Source organism: Rhodococcus sp. NCIMB 12038 (genome assembly GCF_002165735.1).
In the GTDB taxonomy this organism is placed as follows: Bacteria; Actinomycetota; Actinomycetes; order Mycobacteriales; family Mycobacteriaceae; genus Rhodococcus_F.
Map to the genome: position 1 here is coordinate 180,042 of NZ_NHML01000016.1, position 23,236 is coordinate 203,277.

Here is a 23,236-nt window from a genome sequence, read left to right on the forward strand (position 1 = left end):
AGTTGAGATGGCAGACTTCGATACCGAGAGCAACATCGAGATCGTCCGCAAGGCGACTCGCGAGCTGGCGCGGAAGTTCGACAACGACTACTGGCTGGACAAGGACCGCAAGCACGAATACCCCTGGGATTTCATCAAGGCGTTCGCGGACGGCGGCTGGCTCGGCGCGATGATCCCGGAGGAGTACGGCGGAATCGGCCTGGGCCTCCAGGAGGCCGCGGTGATGATGGGCGAGATCGCGTCCTCCGGCGGCGGTATGAGCGGTGGCTCGGCGATCCACTTCTACGTCTTCCCGCCGGCGCCGATCGTCCGGTACGGCTCGGAGGAGATGAAGAAGAAGTACCTCCCGAAGCTGGCGTCGGGTGAGATGCTCACGGCGTTCGGCATCACCGAACCGACTGCCGGCGTGGACACGTCGCGCATCAAGACCAAGGCGACCAAGGTCGACGGCGGCTGGGTCATCAACGGCCAGAAGGTGTTCATCACCAACGCCCAGAACGCGCACCGCATCCTGCTGCTGGCCCGCACGTCGCCGCGGCGCGACGACAAGCCGCTGCACGGAATGACGATCTTCTTCGCCGAACTCGACCGCAAGCACGTCACCATCCGCGAGATCGACAAGCTGGGTCGCGCGGCCATCGACACCAACGAGTTGTTCATCGACAACCTGTTCGTGTCCGACGAGGACGTGGTCGGCGAGGTCGACAAGGGCTTCTACTACATCATCGACGGGCTCAACCCGGAACGCATCGTGGTCGCGATGGAGGGCATCGGCCTCGGCCGCGCGGCCCTCGAGATCGGCACCGAGTACGCGAAGAACCGCGTGGTCTTCGATCGTCCGATCGGCCAGAACCAGGCCGTCGCCCATCCGCTCGCGGACTCGTGGATCCGTCTCGAGGCCGCCGAGCGCATGGCGATGCACGCCGCGAAACTGTTCGACGACAAGCAGGAGTGCGGTCACGAGGCCGCCGCGGCGAAATACCTCGGCGCCGAAGCCGGATTCGAAGCATGCGACCGCGTGTTCTCGACGCTGGGTGGGTACGCGTACGCGAAGGAGTACCACATCGAGCGGCTGTGGCGTGAGGTGCGACTGCTGCGCAACGCGCCGTTCTCGCAGGAGATGGTGCGCAACTACGTCTCGCAGCAGGTGCTCGGCCTGCCGCGGTCGTACTGAGCCCACCGACGAAGGAGTGTGACGATGACCGGTCCGCTGGCTGGAGTCCGGGCACTGGTGCTCGCGGGAATGGGCCCGGTGCCGTACGTCTCGATGCTGCTCGCCGACATGGGAGCCGACGTGGTGCGGGTGGTGCGACCGCCCAACCGGTCGGCGCGCGCGCTCAGCCAGACGGACGGTCTGACCGAGGAAGTCGACGTCGTCAACCGCGGCGTCGACGCGGTGGCCGTCGACCTCAAGGACCCGGCCGGGCGTGAGAGTGTGCTGCGCCTGGCCGCTTCCGCGGACATCTTCATCGAGGGCTACCGCCCCGGAGTGACCGAGCGGCTCGGTCTCGGACCGGACGACGTGATGGCCCGCAACGAGCGTCTCGTCTACGTGCGGCTGACCGGCTACGGACAGACCGGTCCCCGGTCACGGGACGCCGGACACGACATCAACTACGTGGCGCAGTCCGGCGCGTTGCATGCCATGGCACGGTCCGACAGCGCGCCCCGCCCGCCGATCAACCTGCTCGGCGATTACGCGGCAGGCGGTGCCATGGGGGCGTACGGCATCGCGTGCGCCCTCGTCTCCGCCGCCCGCACGGGGCGAGGCCAGGTGATCGACGCCGCCATGGTCGACGGTGTCGCGGCCCTGACCGCCAAGCTGCAGGGTCTGCGCGCGGCCGGCCTGTACTCGGACGACCCGGGGACGAACTTCCTCGACTCCGGGGCACCGTTCTACGACACCTACCGGTGCGCCGACGGCGGGTACATCGCCGTCGGAGCGCTCGAACCCGACTTCTATCGGGAATTCACGTCGCGTCTCGGCCCCGACACCGCCGACTGGCCCGACCAGAACGATCGCGAATCGTGGCCGCACCTGCGCAAGCTCATCGGCGACGCCGTCGAACGCCGCACCCGCGACGAATGGGAGAAGGTGTTCGCCGGTACCGATGCCTGCGTCACCCCGGTGCTCACGTTCGACGAGGCTGCGGTGGATCCCCACAACACCCAGCGGGGCGTGTACCGGACCGTCGGCGGCGTCCTGCATCCGATGCCCGCGCCGCGTTTCAGCGGCACTCCCGCGCGCGAACCCGCGACGCCGCGGGTCGGCACCGTCGCGCCCGCGGACGTCGCGTCTCGGTGGGGCGTCGGCGACTGACAAGGCCGCCGTTGCCCCGCTCGAACCGAGAAATTCCAGGAAGGAAGTAATGGTGACCAGCTACGAGGCCTTCACCTCACTGAAGGTCGACCGCCCCGAAGACGGCATTCTCCGCATCGTGCTCGACGGGCCGAACCTCAACGCGGTGGGCCCGGACGCGCACCGCGAACTGGCCGACATCTGGCCGGTGATCGGACTCGACCAGTCGGTGCGCGCCGTGGTCATTCGCGGAGCAGGTGATCGGGCGTTCTCGGCGGGCGGCAGCTTCGACCTCGTCGAAGACATGATCGGCGACTACGCGTCACGATCGCGGGTGATGCGTGAGGCCCGCGACCTGGTGCGCAACATCATCGAGGTCCCGCAGCCGATCATCTCCGCGATCAACGGACCGGCCGCCGGCGCCGGTCTGGTGGCCGCGCTGCTGGCCGACATCTCCGTCGCGGGCCGCCGCGCGAAGATCGTCGACGGTCACGTCCGGTTGGGTGTCGCCGCCGGCGACCACGCGGCGATCTGCTGGCCGCTGCTGACGAGCATGGCGAAGGCCAAGTACCACCTGCTGACCAACGAGGTGCTCACCGGCGAGGAGGCCGAGCGGATCGGCATGGTGTCGCTGTGCGTCGACGACGACGACGTGCAGGACCGGGCGATGGAGATCGCGCGGAAGCTGGCCGCCGGCTCGCGGGCCGGGATCCAGGGCACCAAGATGGCGCTCAACGGCTGGTACCGGCAGGCCATGCCGATCTTCGACGCCTCGCTGGGGCTGGAGTTCTTCGGCTTCGGTGGTCCCGACGTGGTCGAGGGTGTGTCCTCGTTCCGCGAGAAGAGGGAGCCGAAGTTCTCGTGACCGCAACCGAACAACGAACGCAGGGCCCGCTCGCCGGCATCACCGTGGTCGGGCTGGAGCAGGCGATCTCGGCGCCGCTGTGCACGCGCCACCTCGCAGACCTCGGGGCCCGGGTGATCAAGGTGGAGGCTCCGGGCTTCGGCGACTCGACGCGCGCGTACGACTCCGTCGTCGGCGGCATGTCGGCGCATTTTACGTGGCTGAACCACGGCAAGGAGTCGGCGGCGCTGGACCTCAAGTCGGCAGCCGACATGGGCATCTTCCGGAACATCCTCGCCACCGCAGACGTCGTCGTCAGCAACCTCGCGCCCGGCGCCCTCGATCGCCTGGGGATCGGCACCGGCGAACTGTCGCGGACCTACCCGCGGCTGATCGTCGTCGACATCTCCGGATACGGGAAGGGTGGTCCCCTCGACCACAAGCGGGCCTACGACCTGCTCATCCAGTCGGAGGGTGGCTCCTGCAGCATCACCGGCGCGCCGGGTCAGCCGGCCAAACCGGGTATCCCGGTGGCCGACGTCGGCACCGCGCTGTACGCGTACTCCTCTGTGCTGGCGGCGCTCTACGACCGGGAGCGGACCGGGCGGGGAGCGGTCATCCCGATCGCCATGCTCGACACCGTCGCCGAGATGATGGGGTTCGCCCTGAACCAGGTGATCCACGCCGGTACCGAGCCGGTGCCCGTCGGTATGGGCTCGCCGATGATCGCGCCCTACGGCGCGTATCCCACCTCCGACGGCCAGACTGCGGTGCTCGGGACGACCAACGACCGCGAGTGGCGGCGCCTGGCCGAGATGATCGGCCGGCCCGAACTCGCCGACGAACCGCGGTTCGCGCACAACGACACTCGCGTGGCTGCGCGTGACGAACTGGACGCCGTCGTGGGCGCGTGGTGTGCGGAGCACACGCTGGCGGAGATCCAGAAGACGGCGGACTCCGCGGGCATCGGCAACGCAAGGCTCAACAGCGTGCGCGACCTGGCCGAGCACCCGCAACTGGTCGAGCGCGGACGGTGGCGCGACGTGGGTACCCCGTCCGGCCCGGTGCCCGCGCTGCTGCCGCCCGCGGTGGCGGACGGGTGGCCCGTGCGCAGCGGTTCGGTGCCCGCACTGGGCGCGCACACCGACGCCATTCGTGCCGAATTCGAGTAGAAGGACGGTGAGTGCTATGGCTGTTCCCCATTCGGCACGGCATTGGAGCGAGGTCGAGTCGCTCGCGCCCGGCGACGCTGCGGAACTGCAGAACACTCGTCTGCGTGAGCAACTCGAGTATCTCGCGGCGCGTAGCGACTTCTACCGGAAGAAGTTCGCCGAGCATGCCGTCGACGTCGCGCGGATCCGGTCGGTGGCGGACCTCGCCGGGTTGCCGTTCACCGAGAAGCAGGAACTGCGGGACAGTCTCACAGCGACGCCGCCGCTCGGCAGCCACGTCGCGGCCGATCGCGCCGACATCGTGCAGATCCAGGCCTCGTCGGGCACCACCGGCAGTCCGTCCTACGTCGGATTGACCCGGAGCGACATCGACGTCTGGTCCGAGCTCGGGGCGCGAGCCCTGTACGCCAACGGTTTCCGGCCCGGTGACCGGCTGCTGCACGGATTCGGGATGAGCAAGGGCTTCGTCGGCGGAATCCCCGTCGTGCAGATGGCGCAGTACATGGGGATCGTGGACATCCCGATCGGCGCGGAGGCGGGCGCGGAGCGACTCCTGCGGGTGCAGGCCGACCAGCGGCCCGACGCGTTGATCGGGACGCCGAACTTCCTGGCGTATCTGGCCGAGCAGGCTCCGGCGATCCTCGGCGTGGCCGCCCGCGATCTGGGTGTGCGGGCGATCAGCGTGGGCGGCGAGCCCGGCGGCGGTCTGCCCGCGGTCCGCGGCAAGCTCGAGTCGTTGTGGGGAGCGACGTCGCGGGAGATGCTCGGCGGCACCGACATCGCGTGCATCTACTGGGGCGAGTGCGAGGAGGGCGACGGCATGCACTTCCTCTCCCCGGACCTGATGGTCGCCGAATTGATCGACCCGGCGACGGGTGACATCGTCGCGCCGGAGGCAGGTGCGCAGGGCGAGTTGGTGTACACGGCCCTGCGCCGGCAGGCGTCGCCGCTGCTGAGGTTCCGCACCCGCGACCACGTGGTGGTCACCGGCACCGACTGCGCGTGCGGCCGCACCGGGTACAAGGTGCGGTGCGTCGGTCGGACCGACGACATGCTGATCGTGCGCGGCATCAACCTATTCCCTTCCGCCGTCAAACAATTGGTGTCGGAGCTGGCACCGGCCGCCACCGGCGAGATGCGTATCCGCGTCGACTTCGAGGGGCATTCCACCCAGAAGCCGCTCGTGCTCGTCGTGGAATACGCCGACGGACTCCGTACCGAGCAGCAGGACGAACTGCGGTCGTCGATCGAACAGCGGGTCCGGTCGGCGCTGGGCGTCAAGGCGGTGGTCGAACTCGTGCCCGAACTCACCCTTGCGCGACCGGACCACGTCAAGGTCAACCTCATCGAACGGGTGCCTTGACGGAGGCGGCTCTGCGTCACAGTCTTTCGCGCAGTGTCCAGATATCTGGACATTCGATCGGCTCTAGCGCGGGCAGCATGGGTGATGCAGGTCACGCGTAGTGACCCCGACAGAAAGGCCCGATCACAGATGAGCAGCACCCCAGACCAGGCAACCATTGAACTCTCGGAGAACTGGGTGAAAGCCCTGGCGAACATAGACCTTTTCCTCGAGATCTGCGTCGAGGATTGCCCGGTGTGGCATAGCGCCGACGACAAGTGGGTCTCGGTGTCCGAGGCCGTAGCCGCGGTCTATGAGCGCGCCGGGGACGGCCCGGTTCCGGACTTCCGTCCCGAGGGCATCACTTTCACCGAAAAGGGCTTCTTCAACGAGGCGTCAGTCGAACTGGAGATGGGCGGCCAGCCGGTCAAGTTGCACCTCGTGCAGATCGTCGAAGCGCGTGACGGTAAGGCAGTGAGTGTCCGGGAGTACATCGGCCCGGAGATGGGCATCCAGCCCTGAAAACGCTGTCCCTCGAGGGGTAGTAGCTCGATTAGACCTTGGTGCCGGGTGCGTGCTGATCACGCGCCCGGCGCCGACGTCGTTGATGCGACGGATGTACTGGCGGGAGGGTCACGCGATCTTCAGGACCCGGAGTCGGTTGTACAGGGTGGACCGGCTCACCCCGAGTGACTGCGCGGCCTTGAGCTTGTTTCCGCCCGCAGCCTCGATCGCCGCGACGATGACTTCCCGTTCGGCATGGCGAATGGGTGACAGCGGGGCACCGACTGCCCGGTACGGCGAGGGAAGGTCGGTCGGAATGACGTCGCCGGCCGAACGTGCCAGGGCCACGCTGCGGATCACCCGCCGAAGCTCGGCGAGGTTGCCGGGCCACTCGTGCGCCGCAAGGACTTGCAGCGTCGCGGTGGTGAGTCGCATGCCGGACGTCGCGGCCTCCTCCGTCAGCATCTGACGCGCCAACCGCGGAATCTCGTGGCGGCGCCGGCGAAGCGGAACCAGGTCACGTCGTGCGGCGCAGACAGCGAGCAGAGACGGGTGAATCCCCGAAACGTCAGTCGTACTCGTCGACGTCAGGACGATACGGCGTCGAGTACCCCGGACGAGCCGGGCAACCAGGGTGGCCATCGAATCGGTGAGCAGATGCACATTTTCGATGACCACCACCGCACCGTCCCCTTGGAGTTCCCGGCCGAGCGCGACTGCCCACGCCTGCTCGCCGCTCTGCACGACATCCGCGGCGTCGACGATCGTCGATCCCGCCCGGGCCGCACGCACCGCCTCGGTGGTCCGACCGGTGCCGGTCTCTCCGACTACAAGAAGCGGCCAGTCCTCGACCGTGGGGGCTTGGGGTTTCCGATCCGTTCTCGCCGTGGCGAATTCGACCAGCACACCGTTGCCGCCGTCGACGGGAGTGCAGGTGACGTCGACGTCGCGTCCGGATTCGAGCGTCAGGCGGTGGGTGGCGGTCGACGTCCGCACTGCGTCGGCGGCAGCGCGGACCGTGGCGTGATCCGCGGGATCGAGGAGGGCCAGCGCAGCAGGCGTGGCGAGAACCATGCCCTCGCCGACCACCATCACCGACCGGTCCTTCCGCCGGGCCGCGGCATGGAACTCGGCCAGCAGTTTCCGTTGCGCAACAGGAGTGTCGAGCGCCATGCGCTCCTCGATGTCCCGGACCACCCGCCGGGCGATCGGGGCGAAGTACCGGTGGTCCTCGCCGGCCCCGCCTCCGACGTTGAGGACACCTTCGAGTCGTCGCGTGATCGGATGGATGATCGGGTGGCCGAAGCAACTGAATTCGTGGAACGCGGACATGAAGTGCTCGGGGCCGTGAACGAGTAGGGGTTGCCGGGACTCCAGGACGGTCCCGACCGCGTTGGTTCCCACCTCGTCCTCGGCCAGCCGGATGCCGCGCTCGATGCCCGTCCAGTCGAGGGCATTTCGAACAGTGGGATGGGTGTGCCGGATATCCAGGATCCGGGCGTCGTGGTCGGCGAGGACGAACACCAGCGGCGCATCGTCGAACTCGAGGCAGACGCGATCCAGCACGGGCGTCGCGGCGCGTCCGAGGCACCCGTCCGATGCGACGTCGATCCTGTCCAGCTTGGGCGTCGTATCGCCGTCGACGCCACACAATTGCGAACGCATCCATGACGACGCGATCTCCGGCCGAGCGTCGACCGTGGAATGCGCTGCCGTACCGGGCACTCCGACACCACCTTTTGACCAGCTGCGATGACGACGGACTCGCATCACATGTGAGCGAGAACACAATATAATATATGTCGGCTCGGAGGCAAGGGGCGCGCGAGGGGAGACGCACAGACACCGGGCCCCGACCGAGTGCGGTCGGGGCCCGGTGTCGCCAGAACGTCACAGGTCGTCGGGTGACTGGGCCGGTGAACGGTAGCGGTCGGCTTCCGGCCCCTCGGTCTGCGGCGCGAAGTTCACACCGGGCAGGAGGAGGTGGCCCGCGTCGACGGGCAACGCGACACCGGTGATGTGCTCGGCGTAGTCGGAGAGCAGCCAGCACGCGGCGTTGCTCGTGGCGTTCGGCGGAAGTGCGGGCCTGCCGGCCAGCGGTGCGTAGCCGTAGGTCGCGGCGATCGCCACACTGCGGTCGGCCTTCTCGCCCGGCGCGACGAACAACTGGTGGCCCATCGGGTTGTCCCAGATCTTCGCGTCCACCGCACCGGGGCAGACGGCGTTGCATCGCACGTTGTAGTCCGCGATCTCCAGGGCGGTGTTCTTCATCAGGCCCAGGACGCCGTGCTTCGCGGTGATGTAGTGGGAGTAGCCGGCGGTAGCCTCGAGGCCGCCCACCGAGGCAATACATACGATCGCACCGTTGCGTTGCTCGACGAGATGCGGCGCGGTGGCCTTGATGGTCCGGAACGTCCCGCCGAGGACCACATCGGTGACCGTCGTCCACATCTGCTCGGTGATGTCCCAGGCCTTGGGTCCGAGGTCCCACAGTCCGGCGTTCGCGATGACTGCGTCGAGTCGGCCGAACGTGTCGAGTCCGAGTGCGACCGCCGCGTCGAGTGCGCTCTGGTCGCGGACGTCGGCAATGGCGCTGACCGCACGCCGGCCGGTTTGCTCGACGAGCGCCTGCGTCTTGGCCAGATCGTCCTTGCTCGCCAGTTCGTAGCGTATTCCGTCGACGGGCGAGCAGATGTCGGTGATGATGACATCGGCCCCTTCCTTCGCCGCGGTCACCGCGTGCGCTCGACCCTGCCCTCGTGCGGCGCCGGTGATGAAGACGACCTTGCCGTCGAGTAGTCCCATGTCGATGTCCTTCCTGCCGGCGGTTCGCCGGGTGATCACGCGCCGTGGCGTCCGCCACGATGCAAAACAGCTAGGTGGGGGTGTTCACGCAGTATCGAAAGAGGCGAAGACTCCGGTGGCGCCGTCGGAGAACGTCACGCCCGTGTCGACGGGCGGTTCTCCCGTGGCCTCGAGTGCGCCGTTCGGCTGCACTCGGTACGTGAACACCTTCGCGGTACCGGTCGTCGTGAGCGTGTCGATGGCATAGAGCCGCTGTGCGTCCGGGCTCAGCACGACGCGGCCGGGGAAGTGTCCCGGTGCGGCGGGTGCGTCGGCACCCGGGAGGGGAACCAGCGCACCGTCGTCTCGAATCTCGAATCCGTTCACACCGGGGCCACCGGTCTGGGGCAGGTAGAGGAATCTGCCGTCCGGGGTGATCGCCATGCCGTGCGGAATCGCCTTGGTCGGAAAGCGTCCGATCGGTGTCAGGGCACCGTCGGGGGCGATGCGGTAGCCGGAGACGTCGTTGGTTCCCTCGTTGGTGATGTACAGGTACTTGCCGTTCGGCGTCACGGACGGCAGCGCCGGACGGTCGCCCGTCGGCACCTGCGGTCCCGCCGGCGTCAGCCTCCCGTCGGCTCCGATGGCGTAGGAATCCATCGTCGCGCCGATGAAGCTCGGTGCGAACAGGAATCGACCATCGGGTGAGACCACAGGAATGGACAGGCCGCTCGTCGCACCCGGAATGGTCACCGAATCAACCAGCGACAACGCTCCGGACGACGCGATGGCATACGTCTGCACCTCGTTGGTGATCGAGCCGACGGTTGCGAACAGCCACTTCCCGTCCGGGCTCACGACCGCACCCACGATCGGCTGCCCGGGAGACAGCCGTGCGTTCTCCAGACGGGCGAGGGCACCGTCGTCGCCGACGTGGAATCCCTGCAGAGTTCCCGAAACAGTGTGCGCGACATACGCGAATCGGCCGTTCGGCGTGACCGTGACAGACAGCGTGCCCGTATCGGTGGGCACCGGCTGCCCGACGGGCGTCAGCCGGCCGTTCGATTCGCGCAACACTCCGATGTTCGACGAACCCGTGCCGCCGACCAGAAGATAGCTCGACTCCGCCGGAGCCGCGCCTGCTGTCGAAGTGGTGACAGCGCCGATGGTCAGGGCCGCGGCAAGTCCGGTCGCCATTACGGTCGTACGTACTCGCACTCGCAGCATCTCCCGGGCCGACGGTATTCGTCCGGTCGCCTGTGGGTTCCGAGTCGTCAATGCAACCTCCGTGGTTCCTCGTATCGGTGAGTGGCACCTGATCGCGCGGGGACTGTCGCTTCGCCATGCTGAACGTAGACCGGGAAGAGGGGGCAGAAGTGTCCAATTATCTGGACACTCTGCTGTTCAACCCTTAGGGGTTGGGTTGCGCCGTGCCGAATGCGTTTCGGCACAGGAGAATTACTGGAAAACTCTTGACTCGAACTGGTGTTCGATCTAGTCTTGATGCATGGGGGACGGGGAGAGAACTCAGGGGGCGGTGCCGGACGGTGATCCGGCCGATTTCGACACGCTGCGGTTGACCGAGGCGCAGTTGCTCGAGACGGCGCTGGCGGTGTCGGCGGAGATCACCCGCCTCGAGGCGATTCGGGTGAGGCTGATGGACGCGGTCGATTCGCGCTGCCGGGTCGACGTGCTGGGCCATCCCAATGCGAAGGCGTGGCTGGCGGCGCACACGATGCTCGAACCGGGGGCGGCGGGACGGATCGTGAACCTGGCGCGAGGGCTGCGGGCGCAACCTGAGGTCGCCGGAAAGTTCTACGGCTGCAGGATCTCCGCGGATCATGCGGGGCTGATTCTGCGGTTCTGCGAACGACCGCCGAAAGGAATGCCACTGAGCGCGCTGGGTCCGGTCCTCGACGCGTTGCTCACCGCAGCGCACGGACCACAGGCCCGCACCGACCTGATCCGGGAGGGCATCGCGAAGGTGGAGCGAATCTTTGAAAGCGACGAGCACCCCGCGAGCGAAGACCTCGACCGTAACGAACTGCACGCATCGAAAACCCTGAACGGACGGGTGTCGGTCAAAGGCGATCTGGATGCGGTGACCGGCGAGATGCTGCTGACCGCGTTGTCGAAGCTGGCCGCACCCCGGCCGGCCAAGGACGGGGCCAGAGACGAACGCACCCCGGGACGGCGGCGTGCCGATGCGTTCACCGAACTGCTGCGCCGCTATCTCGCAGCAGGATTGAACGGCACCGAAGCCGGCGAACGCCCCCACATCAGCGTGCAAGTGCGAGCGCGAGATTTCGCCCACGCCCGCGGCACCGACCGCACGGGCGGCACCAGCGCGCACACTTCATCCCCTAGTGGTGACGGGCCCGCATCTGCGGAGGACTGGGCGGCGGTGCTGGCGGAAACGGGAGTGGCGTGGGCGGCCTGGATGGGACCGCTGACGATCACCGCTGCCCGGCATCTGGCGTGTGATGCGCAGGTGAGCACGGTGATTCTGGACGATCACGGCGCACCCCTGGATGTCGGGTTGACCAGCAGGACGGCCACCAGAAAGCAGCGTCGGGCGTTGGCCGTGCGCGACGGTGGGTGCGCATTCCCCGGGTGCGGAGCGCTGGCGTCGTGGTGCGAGGCGCACCACGCGGTCCATTGGGTCGACGGTGGCCTCACCGACATGGACAACCTCGTCCTGCTGTGCGGTTTCCACCACCGGCTCATCCACCATGACGGGTGGGAGGTGCAGATCGGCGCAGACCGGCACCCGTGGTTCATTCCACCACCGAGCGTCGACCCCTTCCGGCAACCACTGCCCTCCCACAACCGGCGGGCCGGACCGGCCGCGGCCTGACCGGCACAGCGCCGCAACACAACTCCATCACCCACAGACGCCCCGCATCCGAGCTCCCCCCTCGGATGCGGGGCACCCGCCGTGCCAAACAGCCGCCGTCAGAATTCGATGACGGCCTTACCGCGCACCTGCTGGTCGAACTCCTTGTACGCGGTTTCCGCGTCCTCGATCTTCCAGCGGTCGGTGAACAGAGCGTCGACGTCGATGCCGTGCTGCGCGACGAAGCGCGCGCATTCCATGACGGTGAAGCCCGGCTGGGCGGTGCGGGTGGTGGTGTTGCCGTCCGAGATGAAGGTCGACTTACCGTCGGCGTCGAGGCCGGTCAGCACGACGCGGGCCTGGGCGTTGAGGTGTTCTCCGCTCATCGTTCACTCCTTGTGGTGGGGCTGGTGTGGGCGTCGTTCGAGGGTCAGACGAGCAGCAGCGCCGCGAAGTCGGACGCGGGCTGGTCGAGATCGCCGCTCTGGATGGCCTGCAGCAGGGCTTCGCTGGACTCGGTGCCCATCGCGGTCGCCGTCAGGTCCCGGAACTTCGCATCCAGGTCTTCCTGCGACATCGGGTTCTCGGCGGTGCCGGTGGGGTTGTCGACGAACAGGCTCTCGCTGGTGCCGTCCGTGTAGTTGACGGTGATGTCGCCGACCCATCGGCCCGGGTAGGCGGTGTCGAGTTCGGGCTTGACCTCGATCTTCACCTTCTGGGCGAGGGCGGCGACGTCGCTGCCGGTGCCGAGGTCGAGCCGGCCGGCCATGTACTCGTTGTGAGTGCGGAAGCCGTTGCCCTTGCCGAGCAGCGACAGCGAGAACTGGAACGGCAGGCTGTACTGCAGGTGCTCGATGATCTTCGGCGCGTAGGCGTTGGCGTTCTTGTTGCCGATCACCACGTCGCCGCCGGTCTGGATGCCCAGCAGCACCGAGTCGACGTCCGCGGCGCGGGCCGCGAGTTGGCGGGCGCCGTCGATGTAGGCGTGGTTGATGCCGCAGCAGCAGTAGGGCTTGACCCACACGCGGGTGATCTCGAACGTCTTGTCGAGGCCGAACGTGGCCGCGGCGTCGTCGGCGACGGGGCGTCCGACGAACGTGCGGTAGAAGCCCTTCCCGCCGGTGAGGAACGTCGTCGGACCGGTGATGCCCGCGGCGGCCATCTCGGCGGCGCGGATCCCGTTGCGGGTGCCGATGCCGGAGTGGATGCGTTTGATCGAGCCACCGGACGACGTGTACTCGGTGGTGCCCGAGGCGTGACTGAGGGCGATGGCGAGCGCATGCACGGTCGTCTCGACGTCGAAGCCGCGCATCTTCGCGACGACGGCGGCCGCACCGAAGTTCGACAGCAACCCGTGCGGGTGGAAACCGCGCTCGAGTAGTTGGGGCGCGGCCAGGTTGCCGATGCGGGTGTAGACCTCGTAGCCGGCGACGATGCCGGTGATCACCTCGCGCATGGTGGCGCCGAGTTCCTCACCGACCGCCAGTGCGGCCGATACGACGCAGCTGCCGGGGTGTGAGGAGCTGGCCCGGTGGGCGTCGTCGTATTCGAAGCCGTGGCCGAAGGAGGCGTTGACGAATGCCGCGTCCGCGGCGCTCATCTCGTCGCCTGTCGCGGCGACGTGTGCCTTGCCCGGAACGTGCGCCGCGCGGGTCAGCTCGAGCAGTGCCTTACTCCAGGGCAGCGAGGCGCTTCCGACCTGAAGGGCGAGCTGGTCCTGCATCAGGCGGCGCGCACCGGCGAGCGCGTCGGCGGGGATGGAGTCGAAGGTCAGATCCGTGACGAGCCGGGCGGCAGCTTCTTCGACGGGGGGAATGGTGCCCATGTGTGTTGCCTTTCGGTAGATCGGGGTCAGGAGAGCGAACCGAGCAGGCCGCCCGGGATTCCGTAGGACTTGAGCTCGACGTAGGCGTCGAAGCCCTCGAGGCCCGCCTCGCGGCCGATGCCGCTGTTCTTGAAACCGCCCATCGGGGCGCTGAAGCCCGCCGGGTTTCCGTTGACTTCGATTGTGCCGGTGCGGATGTGGCGTGCCACTGCCAGCGCGTGCTCGGGGTCGGCGGCGAACACCGATCCGTTGAGGCCGTACTCCGAGTTGTTGGCGATGTCGATCGCCTCGGCCTCGGTGTCGAACGTGTGCACCGTGAGAACGGGGCCGAAGACCTCTTCCTGCGCGATCTTGGCAGCAGGGTCGACGTCGGTGAAGATCGTGGGCTCGACGTACCAGCCGCGGTCGAGACCGTCGGGACGTCCGCCGCCCACCAGCAGAGAGGCCCCGGATCCCTTCGCGTCGTCAATGTAGCCCTCGACCCGGGACCGCTGGTTGGCGCTGACCATCGGCCCGATCTCGGTGGCGGGGTCGAACGGGTCGCCGACGGGCATCGACTTGATCAGGTCCACCAGCCGGTCGTGGAGTTCGTCACGCCTCGAGCGCGCCACCACGATTCGGGTCTTGTTGCTGCACACCTGGCCGCTGTTGCGGAGCGAGACCGCGCGGATGGCGGCGACCGCGGCGTCGAGGTCCGCGTCGTCGAGCAGGACCGCCGCGGACTTGCCGCCCAGTTCCAGGGTCACGCGGCGCAGATCCTGGCCGCAGAGTGACGCGATCCGCCGGCCCGCGGCCGTCGATCCGGTGAAGGAGACCTTGTCGATGCCGCGGTGCCGCACGAGGTATTCGCTGGCCTCGCGCTGCGCGGGGACGATGTTCACGACGCCGGCGGGGAGGCCGATCTCGTCGAGCATGTCGGCGAGCAGGTACGCGTCGAGCGGGGTCTCGGGGGAGGGCTTGATGACCATGGTGCAGCCCGCCAGCAGCGCCGGGGCGAGCTTGATCATGGTGATGAGCAACGGGGCGTTCCACGGGACGATGCCGGCGACGACCCCGACAGGCTCCCGGGTCACCAGCGCGCTGCCGGTGGCGGACGACCGCGTGTCGGCCCAGGGGTAGGCGGGGGCGAGGTCCAGGAAGGAGTCCAGGAGCAGGCGCGGTCCGATGGACTGCATCTTCGTGGACAGGGTGATCGGGCATCCCATCTCGGCGCTGACGAGTCTGGCGGCGTCGGCCTCGCGCGCGGCGAGTTCCGCGCTGAGCTTCCGGAGGACCGCGATCCGCTCGTCGAGTGCCATCCGGGGCCAGGGCCCCTTGTCGAACGCCTCGCGAGCCGCGTTGACCGCCGCGTCGATGTCTTCTTCGACGCCCTCCGGGACGCGCGCGACGAGCTCCTCGGTTGCCGGCGATATCACGTCGAAGGTGCGCTCCGATGCCGGCTGCACCCACCGTCCGCCGATGAACAGCTTGTCGTACTGTCCCTGCCAAATTTCTGTCTGCACACTCACGGTGCTGCTCCTTCTTCTGTCGATAACGGGTGGAAGTGGTCCGGATCGCATGCGGGACCGAAGTGTCCGGCTTGGTGGGCGGAGCCTTCTGCTCGATATGTGAGCTGCACCATGCAAAGTATATAATGTTGCAAAGCTCCATGGAAGTGCCTTGCCGTGATCCACCCGACTGGGAGTCGCCTCGATGGGGTACCCCGATCCGGCGGGGCTTGACCCCACTGTAAACGATATATAATATTTTGCTGAGACGAAGGCGAGGCAACATGCAGCACAAGCCGCTCGACGGTATCCGGATCCTCGAGATCGGGGGATATATCGCACTCCCGTTCGGGACGTCGATGCTGTGCGCGCTCGGCGCAGAGGTCGTGAAGGTGGAGAAGCCCGTCGTGGGCGAGGACTTCCGCCGCCACCAGAACGACGCCAGCCCCTACTTCCGGCAGTACAACACGGGCAAGCGCAGTCTCTCGGTCGACCTGAAGTCGGAAGAGGGCGTCGCGCTGGTCAAGGCGCTGGTACCGCACTTCGACGTGGTGCTCGAGAACCTGCGCCCGGGCAAGGTTGCGGCCATGGGGCTCGGACCCGAGGACTGCCGCGCGCTGCGCCCCGACATCGTGTACGGGTCCGTCACCGGCTTCGGCGCCGGCGGTCCGCTGGCCAACCGTCCCGCCTACGACACCATCGGCCACGCCTTCGGCGGCCTGTACTCGCTGTTCAGCGACGGCGACCACCCGCAGCTGGCCGGTGGCCTGAGCGCGGACCTCGTCACCGGTCTGAGCACCGCAACCGGCGTCCTCGCCGCCCTCGTCGGGCGGCTGAAGACGGGTCAGCCGCAGCGGATGGAAACGTCGATCATGGAGGCCGTCAGCGCACTGACCATCGACGGCATCACGCAATCCTTCGAACTCGGCAGGAACCCTGCCCGCACGAGCCGGCATCCGCAGGCGCAGAACTTCTGCGTCCCGACGTCGACCGGCGAGTACCTGGCCGTCCACCTGTCGTCCTCGCAGAAGTTCTGGCAGTCGCTGTGCCGCGCGATGGACCGCATGGACCTGGCCGAGGACCCCCGGTTCGCCGAGTACCGCCCGCGGGAGTCGAACTACTTCGAGCTGGTGCCGATCGTCGAGGCGGAGTTCGCCACGAAGTCGAAGGACCACTGGGAGAAGGTCCTCACCGAGGCCGACGTGCCGTTCGCACCGGTCCTGTCGATGACCGGCTACCTCGAACACGAGCAGGTCGAGCACCTGGACCTGGTCGAGTGGCAACCCGACGGCCTGGCTCTCATCCGGCCGCCGTGGACGTTCGACGGCGAGCGGCCGGACCGCGGTGACCGTGCGCCCAAGGTCGGCGCCGACACCCGTTCGGTCGCGGGCGAGGTGCTCCCCGCCGAGAAGATCGACGAGCTGCTCGCGTCCGGCGTCCTCTACGCCGACGAGTCCTGACCCGCTACTTCCCATATCCACTACTTCGCACACCCACTACTTCCCGTACTCACTACTGAGGAGAGTTCATGAATCCGTACCGTTCCATGCTGTTCGTGCCCGGTCACAAGCCTTCCTGGGCCGACAAGGGGCTGGCCTCCGGCGCCGACGCCCTGATCCTCGACCTGGAGGACTCGGTTCCCGTCGCCGACAAGGACGAGGCGCGTGGCGTCACCGCCGCCACCATCGACCGTCTGCACGCCGAGGGTGTTCGCGCCGACGTGTGGGTGCGGCCCAATGCGTTCATGACCGGGATCCAGGGCAGTGACCTCGAGGCGGTGATCCGGCCGGGGCTGACCGGTCTGTTCCTGCCCAAGGTCTTCGACGCCGAGGAACTGGTGCGGATCGATGCCGTGGTGTCGCACATCGAGGCCCGGGAGGGGCTCGAGGCGGGCAGCGTGGGACTCATCGTGAGCTACGAGACCGCGGTCTCGATGGCGCATTGCGAGGAGATCGCCGCCGCCACCCCGCGCATCTCCAGCCTGCTGGGCGCGACCGGCCCGAGCGCGGACGTGGGACGCGAACTGGGCTTCGAATTCACCCCGGCCGGCCTGGAGACCCTGTACCTGCGGAGTCGACTCGTCCTCGCCGCCCGCGCGGCGGGCCTGCACCACCCCGTCGCCGGCGTGTGGCAGGACATCAAGGACCTCGACGGCGCCCGTCAGTTCTGCCTGGACAACAAGCAGCTCGGCTACCGCGGCATGGTGTGCATCCACCCGTCGCACATCGCCATCGCCAACGACGTGTTCACGCCGTCCCCCGAGCAGGTCGACTTCTACCGCCGCATGATCGAGGCGTTCAAGGTGGCCGAGGCCGCGGGCAGCGCGGCCGTCGACTTCGAGGGCCAGCACATCGACATCGCCCACGTGAAGACCGCCGAGGGCATCATCGCGCAGGCCGAAGCCATCATGGCCCACGCCTGACGCGTCCCGCACCGATCGCGGCGAAGCCTCGCATCCGGAATGATGCGAGGCTTCGCCCGGAAATTTTCCACCTACTCGAGCGTCTGTCCGGCGTCGACCTCGAGTGCGAGGCCGATCACGTAGCGTGCCTCATCCGACGCGAGGTCCGCGACCGCGTTGGCGATGTCCTCGGGCTCCACCCACGGCACGTCCATGAGAGGGATGGTGGCGAACCGGTCGGCCACGCTGTCTGGAGTGCGTTCCGCCTCGGGGATGTCGGGTGCGAACAACGCGTATGTCGGGGCGTTGTGGATCAGCTTCGTGTTGACCGACGTCGGCGCGACGCAGTTGACCCGGATCCCGAACGGCGCCGACTCCAGCGCCTGCGACTTCAACAGCCCGACGACGCCGTGCTTGGCGGCGACGTACGGCGACAGGTAGCAGCACGCGCTTGATCGTGTCGGACGCGTTGGCCATCACCCGTCGGCCGGTGGCGGTCGATCCGGCGAAGGATACGAGCCGCAAATCGGGATGTTTGACGAGGTGCTCGCCGACGCTCGGACCGTCGCCGATCACGACGTTGAGCACACCGTCGGGGAGGCCCGCGTCGCGCAGTATCGCCACCAGTTCGAGGGCGAAACTCGGAGTCTTCTCGTCCACCTTCAGCACGACGCTGTTGCCGGCCGCCAACGCGGGAATCGACTTCCACACGGCGATACTCCGCCGGGAAGTTCCACGGACAGATTCCGGCGCAGACTCCGATCGGCTCCTTCTTGACGAGCCCACTGTGCAGAACCTGGCCGGTGATCGGCGTGGGCCGTACCCATTCGGACGTCCGGGTCAGCTCGGCGTAGTACCGCAGGTGCATCTGCGGAAATCCAACGGCGATCGCAAGTGCCGATCGGATCGGCATCCCGGTCTCGCGGGAGCTGATCGTCGCGATCGCGAGCCTCTGCTCGCCGCGGTCGCCGTGATGTCCTCGGTGGCCGGGTTCACGATCTCGTAGCGATCCGCAGTGTCGACCCACCCGCCGTCGATGACATCCGATAGTGCGGTATCCCGTTCTTCGTCACCGTGGGGGCTTCGTCTCGCATGTGCACACTCCGTTCTCGACTCCGGATCCGGTGGTTCCGAGAGTTGTTCGGAGACGACACGGACGGAAGTAGCTTTCTCGGCCACCGAGAAGCAAAGAGTGAGGCCGGTCTCAATGCGCTGTCGCTGCGATCCAGTTCATAAAAATGGATAATGTGTGATACACAATCACCGCGCGGCTGTACCGGGCGAACGACCTCGCCCGACAGCCGATCCCGCCCGCGATCTGCAGCTTGCGGCAAGTGCGGAATCGCACACGATCAGATTGGAACCCCGACATGTCACCAACGGCACCATCGACGGCGGCTGAATCGCCACAGCGCGAGCGCAGTCGATCCGAATCTCGGCGTAGGGCATGGGGGTTGACCGGACTCCTGGTGACCCTGTACGTCCTCAGCTCGGCCGACAAAGCCGTCTTCGGCCTGATCACGGTGCCGCTCCGGGAGGAGTTGCACCTGTCGGCCACCCAGATCGGCATGACCGGCAGCATTTTCTTTCTCGCCTACTCGCTCGGCGGGTTTCTCGCCGGTCCGCTGAACCGGATGCTGACCCTCAAGTGGGCGATCGCGCTCGTCGCGATCCTGTGGAGCGTGGTGCTGCTGCCGTTGATCGTGTGGGCCACGTTCGTCGCGCTCCTGATCAGCCGCACGATGCTGGGAATGGCGGAGGGGCCGGCTTCAGCCCTGCAGCACACGGCCGCGTACTCGTGGCACGCGCCGGCCAAGCGCGGGCTACCGGGCGCAATGATCACCTCGGGCACGACCATCGCAAAGATCGTCGTCGTCCCCGCGCTGGCGTTCGTCATGCACGCCTACGGCTGGCGGGCCACCGTCCTGGTCCTCGCCGCGGCATCCGCGCTATGGGTCGCTCCGTGGCTGCTCACGTGGCGTCCCGGCCCGTACCTCGGCGTGGGCAAGCCCGGTGCGGATCAGGGCACCGCCGAACCCGCGGTGCCGTGGCGCCGCATCGTGCTGTCGCGCACGTTCCTCGGTGGACTCCTCGCGGTGATTCCCGCGTACATGCTGATCAGCGTTGTCCTGCAGTGGCTTCCCTCGTACTTCGAGAAGGGGCTCGGGTACTCGCAGCTCCAGTCCGGCTGGATGTTCGCGTTCCCGAGCTTCGTCGGTTTCGCGGCGCTGATCGGCGGCTCGTTCCTCAGTGACCGTGCGGTGGCGCGCGGCAGGTCGGTGCGCGCGGTCCGGGTCGTCGCGCCCGCGATCGGCATCATGATCGCCGGAGGCCTGTTGCTCGCGCTGCCTGCGATTCCGTCGCGCATGCTGACCGTCACCGCGATTTCCGTGGCCTACGGCCTGACCATCGCGGTGTTCCCGCTCTTCACGGCCACGATGTCGGAGATCTGCCCGCCCCGGCAATTGGCCGGAACCCTGGGGGCGTTTCTCGCCATGCAGTCGATCGGCGGCGTCGTCGGGCCGGTGGCCACTGGCATCATCCTGGACGCAGCCGCCACACCGGTTGCGGGCTATCAGCTGGCGTTCCAGTTGATCGGCGCCGCCAGCGCGGTTCTGGCGCTGCTCGCCGTAGTGATTGCGGATCCGGCGAAGGACCGGAGCCGGAACCGGCGGGCCGTCAGCGCGGGTTGAGCCGAGACCACCTCCAGCCGGCACCTTCAGAGCCGAGACCACCCGAGCCCCTGGGGATCCCAGGGGCTCGGGTGGAGCTGATCGGCCGGTGTGTCAGTTCTCGTCGGGGCGAGCCGCGAGGTGCTCCCGGAAGAACGGGGTCGCCTCCGCCACGGCATGGTCGACGTACTTCGGCACGTCGTAGAAGTCCATGTGGGCGCCGCCCTCGACGACCACCAGCTTCTTGGGGCTGCGCACCCGGCTGTGCAGTTCGGTGGACATCCACAGCGAACCGGCTTCACTGCCCGCGACGATCAGCAGCGGTGCCGTGAACAGGTCCTCGACCAGGTGGAACGCGTCGAACGTGAAGATCCGCGAGATGCTCTTGGTGAACAGCTGCTTGTTCTTCGCGTTCGGGTGCTGCGCCCGCGGGGTGAGGTAGTAGTCGTGTGCCTCGACCAGGTCGCGCGGAGTGCTCTCGTCCGGCTGTTCCGGAACGTACGGGATGTACGCCGGGTCGGCGCCCTGGGCCTCGGCCGTCCGCTGCTGCGCGACTGCCTGCAGTGTGGGCACCGCGGCTGCGTCGGAATCGGTTCCGTACCATCCGCGTCGGAACGAGGTGCCGATGTTCACGGCGCTGACGGTGGTGACAGCCTTGATCCGGTAGTCGGTCAGGGCCGCGTTCACGGCGTATCCACCGCCGGCGCACACACCGAGAACACCGATCCGCTCGGCGTCCACGTAGTCCAGGCTCTGCAGGAAGTCGACGGCGGCGCGCACGTCCTCGACTCGTGCTGCCGGGTCCTCGAGGTGGTGGGGTTCGCCGCCGCTCTCACCCTGGAAGGAGGCGTCGTAGGCCAGTGCCACGAAGCCTTCCTCGGCGAGCTTCGCGGCGTACAGACCTGCGGTCTGCTCCTTCACGCCGCCGCCCGGGTGCACGGTGACGACCGCCGCGTAGCTGCTCTGCGGATCGAAGTTGTCGGGCAGAAACAGGTTGCCGGCCATGATAATCGAGCCGTTGGGGAAGGTGATGCTGTCCATTGCTGTGTCTCTTTCTGATGGGGGGTGGCGCGTGGTCAGAGGTTGGTGTCGTAGAACGGGATCAGGGCGTCGAGGGCGATCTTGACGGGCTCGGGCTGGTCGTAGAGGTCGTAGTGCGAGAAGCCTTCGGCCACGACGAGTTGTTTCTTTTCGGAGCGGGCGCGGCGGTAGATTTCGAGGCCGTCGCGGTAGGAGCCGAACGCGCCGGGCTTGTCGCCGACGACGACGCACAGCGGTTGGGTGAGAAGCACTTCGGCGTGGGTGAAGGCGTCCCATCCGTATCCCGCCGCTCGCCGTGAGATCAGGCTTCGGGTGGCGCCGTTCGGCTTCTCCCCGCGGGACGTCTTGTAGTACTCGGTGGCCTCGACGACGTCGAGGCCCATCCCGGCTGCCGCGTCCACCGTGGGTGGCAGCAGGTTCTCGACGTTCGGTTCGGCGCCGCGGGCTTCGGCGGTGCGCTGCGCGGCGATCGCGTCCAACGTCGCGATCGGGTCGTAGGCACTGAAGGCCTCGTGCAGCAGGTGACCGAAGTTGACGCCGACGACGCTGCCGACGACCTTGATACGACGGTCGGTCTTCGCGGCGGCGATGGAGTATCCGCCGCCGCCGCAGATGCCCAGCACGCCGATCCGGTCGGCGTCCACGTAGGGGAGGGTGACGAGGTGGTCGACGACGTAACTGAAGTCCTGGTCTCGTTGCGCGGGGTCTTCGATGAATCGTGGTTCGCCGCCGCTGGCGCCCTGGTAGCTGGCGTCGAATGCGATGACGACGTAGCCGGCGTCGGCGAGGGCGGTGCCGTACACGTTGCCGGACGTCTGGTCCTTGCAGCTACCGATCGGGTGCGCGCTGATGATGGCGGGGTATTTCTTGGTCTGGTCGAATCCGGGCGGGAAGTAGATGTCCGCCGCGATGTCCCAGTACGGGGTCTTGACGCTGACGGTCTCGATGCTCTCCGTGGCCATGAACTGATGTCCCTTCGTCGTCCGCCGGAGCCCGACGGTCTGAATCTCAGGGGGTCGTGGACGATGTCCTCGACCCGCACTCATCACTCTGCTGCGATCCGCGGGGCCGTACCAGAGGCCGGTTATCGGGGGTACCGGCAGCCTCTCCCTCGGACCGTCGGAGGTCCCTAGGCTGCAGGTATGGAGATCGCCAAGGAGATCAAGGACTTCCTGACGACCCGTCGCGCACGCATCACGCCCGACCAGGTGGGCCTGCCCGCCGGCGGCCGACGTCGGGTCGCCGGGCTACGTCGCGAGGAGGTCGCACTGCTCGCCGGAGTGAGCGCGGAGTACTACGTACAGATCGAACGCGGCGGCGTGTCGGGCGTGTCCGACGAGGTGCTGGACGCCATCGCGACTGCGCTGCGACTCGACGACGAGGAGACGAAGCATCTCTTCACCCTCGCCCGTGCCGCGGCCACGAAGCCCCGCAGGCGTAAGCCCGCCCGGGCGCGCGTCGAGATGCCGGAGCCGGTCCAGGCGCTCGTCGATGCGATGATCACCGCCCCCGCCGTCGTGCAGAACGGTCACCTCGACATCGTCGGCGCCAATGCGCTCGGTCGCGCGCTGTACGCCGACGTGTACGACCGCGTGGACGGCCGGCCCAACCTGGCCCGGTTCATCTTCCTCGACCGCCGCGCCGACGAGACGTTCCCCGACTGGAACAACGCGGCCGACGACGCCGTCGCGATGCTGCGGATGGAGGCGGCGCGGTCGCCGTATTCGGCGGCGGTCACCGGTCTCGTCGGCGAGCTCGCCACCCGCAGCGACGAGTTCCGCACTCGCTGGGCAGCCCACGACATCAAGGCGCACCGCCGCGGAACGAAGCGGTTCCATCATCCGGTCGTCGGCGACCTGACGCTGCGTTTCGAGGCGCTCGAGGTGGCCAGCGCCGTCGGTCTCACCCTGTACGGTTTCACCGCGGCGGCGGGTTCCTCCTCGGAGGAAGCCCTCCGCCTGCTGTCCAGCTGGATCGCCACCGACAGCGCCGCACATCAGCATTCCTGAAGCGGGCAATTTGCAGCGGG

At 67.7% G+C, this 23,236-nt stretch carries 20 protein-coding genes and 2 pseudogenes; 11 read left to right on the top strand and 11 right to left on the bottom strand.

Going from position 1 to position 23,236, the window contains the following annotated elements; all coding sequences use genetic code 11:
- The first annotated feature begins 7 nt into the window (after positions 1–7).
- From CA951_RS24775 to CA951_RS24800, 6 genes are all read left to right on the top strand, one after another.
- Complete coding sequence (locus CA951_RS24775; RefSeq protein ID WP_087559347.1) at positions 8–1,174, top strand: acyl-CoA dehydrogenase family protein; 1,167 nt, start codon at positions 8–10, stop codon at positions 1,172–1,174.
- 24 nt (positions 1,175–1,198) lie between these two features.
- Complete coding sequence (locus CA951_RS24780) at positions 1,199–2,320, top strand: CaiB/BaiF CoA-transferase family protein (protein WP_087559348.1); 1,122 nt, start codon at positions 1,199–1,201, stop codon at positions 2,318–2,320.
- A gap of 49 nt (positions 2,321–2,369) precedes the next feature.
- A complete protein-coding gene (locus CA951_RS24785; protein WP_256974059.1) occupies positions 2,370–3,164 on the top strand; it encodes an enoyl-CoA hydratase/isomerase family protein in 795 nt (264 codons plus the stop codon).
- Entirely contained in the window at positions 3,161–4,315 is a 1,155-nt protein-coding gene (locus CA951_RS24790; RefSeq protein ID WP_087559349.1) for a CaiB/BaiF CoA-transferase family protein, read from the top strand. Before CA951_RS24785 ends, CA951_RS24790 begins: the two co-directional genes overlap by 4 nt.
- A gap of 16 nt (positions 4,316–4,331) precedes the next feature.
- Entirely contained in the window at positions 4,332–5,678 is a 1,347-nt protein-coding gene (locus tag CA951_RS24795) for a phenylacetate--CoA ligase family protein (protein ID WP_087559350.1), read from the top strand.
- A gap of 129 nt (positions 5,679–5,807) precedes the next feature.
- Positions 5,808–6,179 (top strand): nuclear transport factor 2 family protein, encoded by a 372-nt coding sequence (locus CA951_RS24800; RefSeq protein ID WP_256974060.1) that lies wholly within the window; start codon positions 5,808–5,810, stop codon positions 6,177–6,179.
- Between the two features lie 111 nt (positions 6,180–6,290).
- On the opposite strand, the gene CA951_RS24805 is transcribed toward CA951_RS24800, so the two are convergent.
- The 3 genes from CA951_RS24805 to CA951_RS24815 form a co-directional block, all read right to left on the bottom strand.
- Entirely contained in the window at positions 6,291–7,886 is a 1,596-nt protein-coding gene (locus CA951_RS24805; protein ID WP_087559352.1) for a sigma-54-dependent Fis family transcriptional regulator, read from the bottom strand.
- 165 nt (positions 7,887–8,051) lie between these two features.
- Positions 8,052–8,966, bottom strand: a complete 915-nt coding sequence (locus CA951_RS24810; RefSeq protein ID WP_087559403.1) for a mycofactocin-coupled SDR family oxidoreductase — start codon at positions 8,964–8,966, stop codon at positions 8,052–8,054.
- Between the two features lie 84 nt (positions 8,967–9,050).
- A complete protein-coding gene (locus tag CA951_RS24815) occupies positions 9,051–10,142 on the bottom strand; it encodes a beta-propeller fold lactonase family protein (RefSeq protein WP_179220299.1) in 1,092 nt (363 codons plus the stop codon).
- A 310-nt stretch (positions 10,143–10,452) separates the two neighbouring features.
- Here CA951_RS24815 and CA951_RS24820 point away from each other — a divergent pair, with 310 nt between their 5' ends.
- Positions 10,453–11,802 carry an HNH endonuclease signature motif containing protein gene (locus tag CA951_RS24820; protein ID WP_087559354.1) on the top strand — a complete coding sequence of 450 codons (1,350 nt, stop codon included), beginning with the start codon at positions 10,453–10,455 and terminating at the stop codon, positions 11,800–11,802.
- A gap of 98 nt (positions 11,803–11,900) precedes the next feature.
- Here CA951_RS24820 and CA951_RS43515 read toward each other — a convergent pair whose 3' ends face one another.
- The 3 genes from CA951_RS43515 to CA951_RS24835 are packed head-to-tail and all read right to left on the bottom strand — an operon-like array spanning position 11,901 to position 15,114.
- On the bottom strand, positions 11,901–12,167 hold the full coding sequence (locus tag CA951_RS43515; protein ID WP_087559355.1) for a hypothetical protein: 267 nt from the start codon (positions 12,165–12,167) through the stop codon (positions 11,901–11,903).
- A gap of 44 nt (positions 12,168–12,211) precedes the next feature.
- Positions 12,212–13,606 (bottom strand): MmgE/PrpD family protein, encoded by a 1,395-nt coding sequence (locus CA951_RS24830; protein ID WP_087559356.1) that lies wholly within the window; start codon positions 13,604–13,606, stop codon positions 12,212–12,214.
- A gap of 26 nt (positions 13,607–13,632) precedes the next feature.
- Positions 13,633–15,114, bottom strand: coding sequence for an aldehyde dehydrogenase (locus CA951_RS24835; protein ID WP_087559357.1), 1,482 nt, complete (start codon positions 15,112–15,114; stop codon positions 13,633–13,635).
- A gap of 263 nt (positions 15,115–15,377) precedes the next feature.
- On the opposite strand from CA951_RS24835, the gene CA951_RS24840 reads away from it, so the two are divergent.
- Positions 15,378–16,553, top strand: a complete 1,176-nt coding sequence (locus tag CA951_RS24840; protein WP_087559358.1) for a CaiB/BaiF CoA-transferase family protein — start codon at positions 15,378–15,380, stop codon at positions 16,551–16,553.
- Positions 16,554–16,621: 68 nt separating this feature from the next.
- Positions 16,622–17,515, top strand: a complete 894-nt coding sequence (locus CA951_RS24845) for a CoA ester lyase (protein WP_087559359.1) — start codon at positions 16,622–16,624, stop codon at positions 17,513–17,515.
- A 71-nt stretch (positions 17,516–17,586) separates the two neighbouring features.
- Here the strand turns inward: CA951_RS24845 and CA951_RS24850 are convergent, their stop codons facing one another.
- The 3 genes and pseudogenes from CA951_RS24850 to CA951_RS45175 form a co-directional block, all read right to left on the bottom strand.
- Positions 17,587–17,931, bottom strand: a complete 345-nt coding sequence (locus tag CA951_RS24850; RefSeq protein ID WP_087559360.1) for an SDR family oxidoreductase — start codon at positions 17,929–17,931, stop codon at positions 17,587–17,589.
- A gap of 13 nt (positions 17,932–17,944) precedes the next feature.
- Positions 17,945–18,280, bottom strand: a pseudogene (locus CA951_RS45170) (aldehyde dehydrogenase family protein); the annotation flags it as partial.
- A pseudogene (locus tag CA951_RS45175) lies at positions 18,228–18,521 on the bottom strand (aldehyde dehydrogenase family protein); the annotation flags it as partial. The pseudogenes CA951_RS45175 and CA951_RS45170, both read right to left, overlap by 53 nt.
- Before the next feature lie 343 nt (positions 18,522–18,864).
- On the opposite strand from CA951_RS45175, the gene CA951_RS24860 reads away from it, so the two are divergent.
- The gene (locus tag CA951_RS24860) at positions 18,865–20,187 is read left to right on the top strand and encodes an MFS transporter (protein WP_087559361.1); all 1,323 of its coding nucleotides are present in this window, start codon (positions 18,865–18,867) and stop codon (positions 20,185–20,187) included.
- Positions 20,188–20,280: 93 nt separating this feature from the next.
- Here the strand turns inward: CA951_RS24860 and CA951_RS24865 are convergent, their stop codons facing one another.
- Together CA951_RS24865 and CA951_RS24870 are read right to left on the bottom strand one after the other, a co-directional pair.
- Positions 20,281–21,207 carry an alpha/beta hydrolase gene (locus CA951_RS24865; protein ID WP_087559362.1) on the bottom strand — a complete coding sequence of 309 codons (927 nt, stop codon included), beginning with the start codon at positions 21,205–21,207 and terminating at the stop codon, positions 20,281–20,283.
- Between the two features lie 35 nt (positions 21,208–21,242).
- On the bottom strand, positions 21,243–22,169 hold the full coding sequence (locus CA951_RS24870; protein ID WP_218780513.1) for an alpha/beta hydrolase: 927 nt from the start codon (positions 22,167–22,169) through the stop codon (positions 21,243–21,245).
- Positions 22,170–22,349: 180 nt separating this feature from the next.
- Between CA951_RS24870 and CA951_RS24875 the strand changes: the two genes are divergently transcribed.
- On the top strand, positions 22,350–23,216 hold the full coding sequence (locus CA951_RS24875; RefSeq protein WP_087559363.1) for a helix-turn-helix domain-containing protein: 867 nt from the start codon (positions 22,350–22,352) through the stop codon (positions 23,214–23,216).
- Positions 23,217–23,236: the final 20 nt, after the last annotated feature.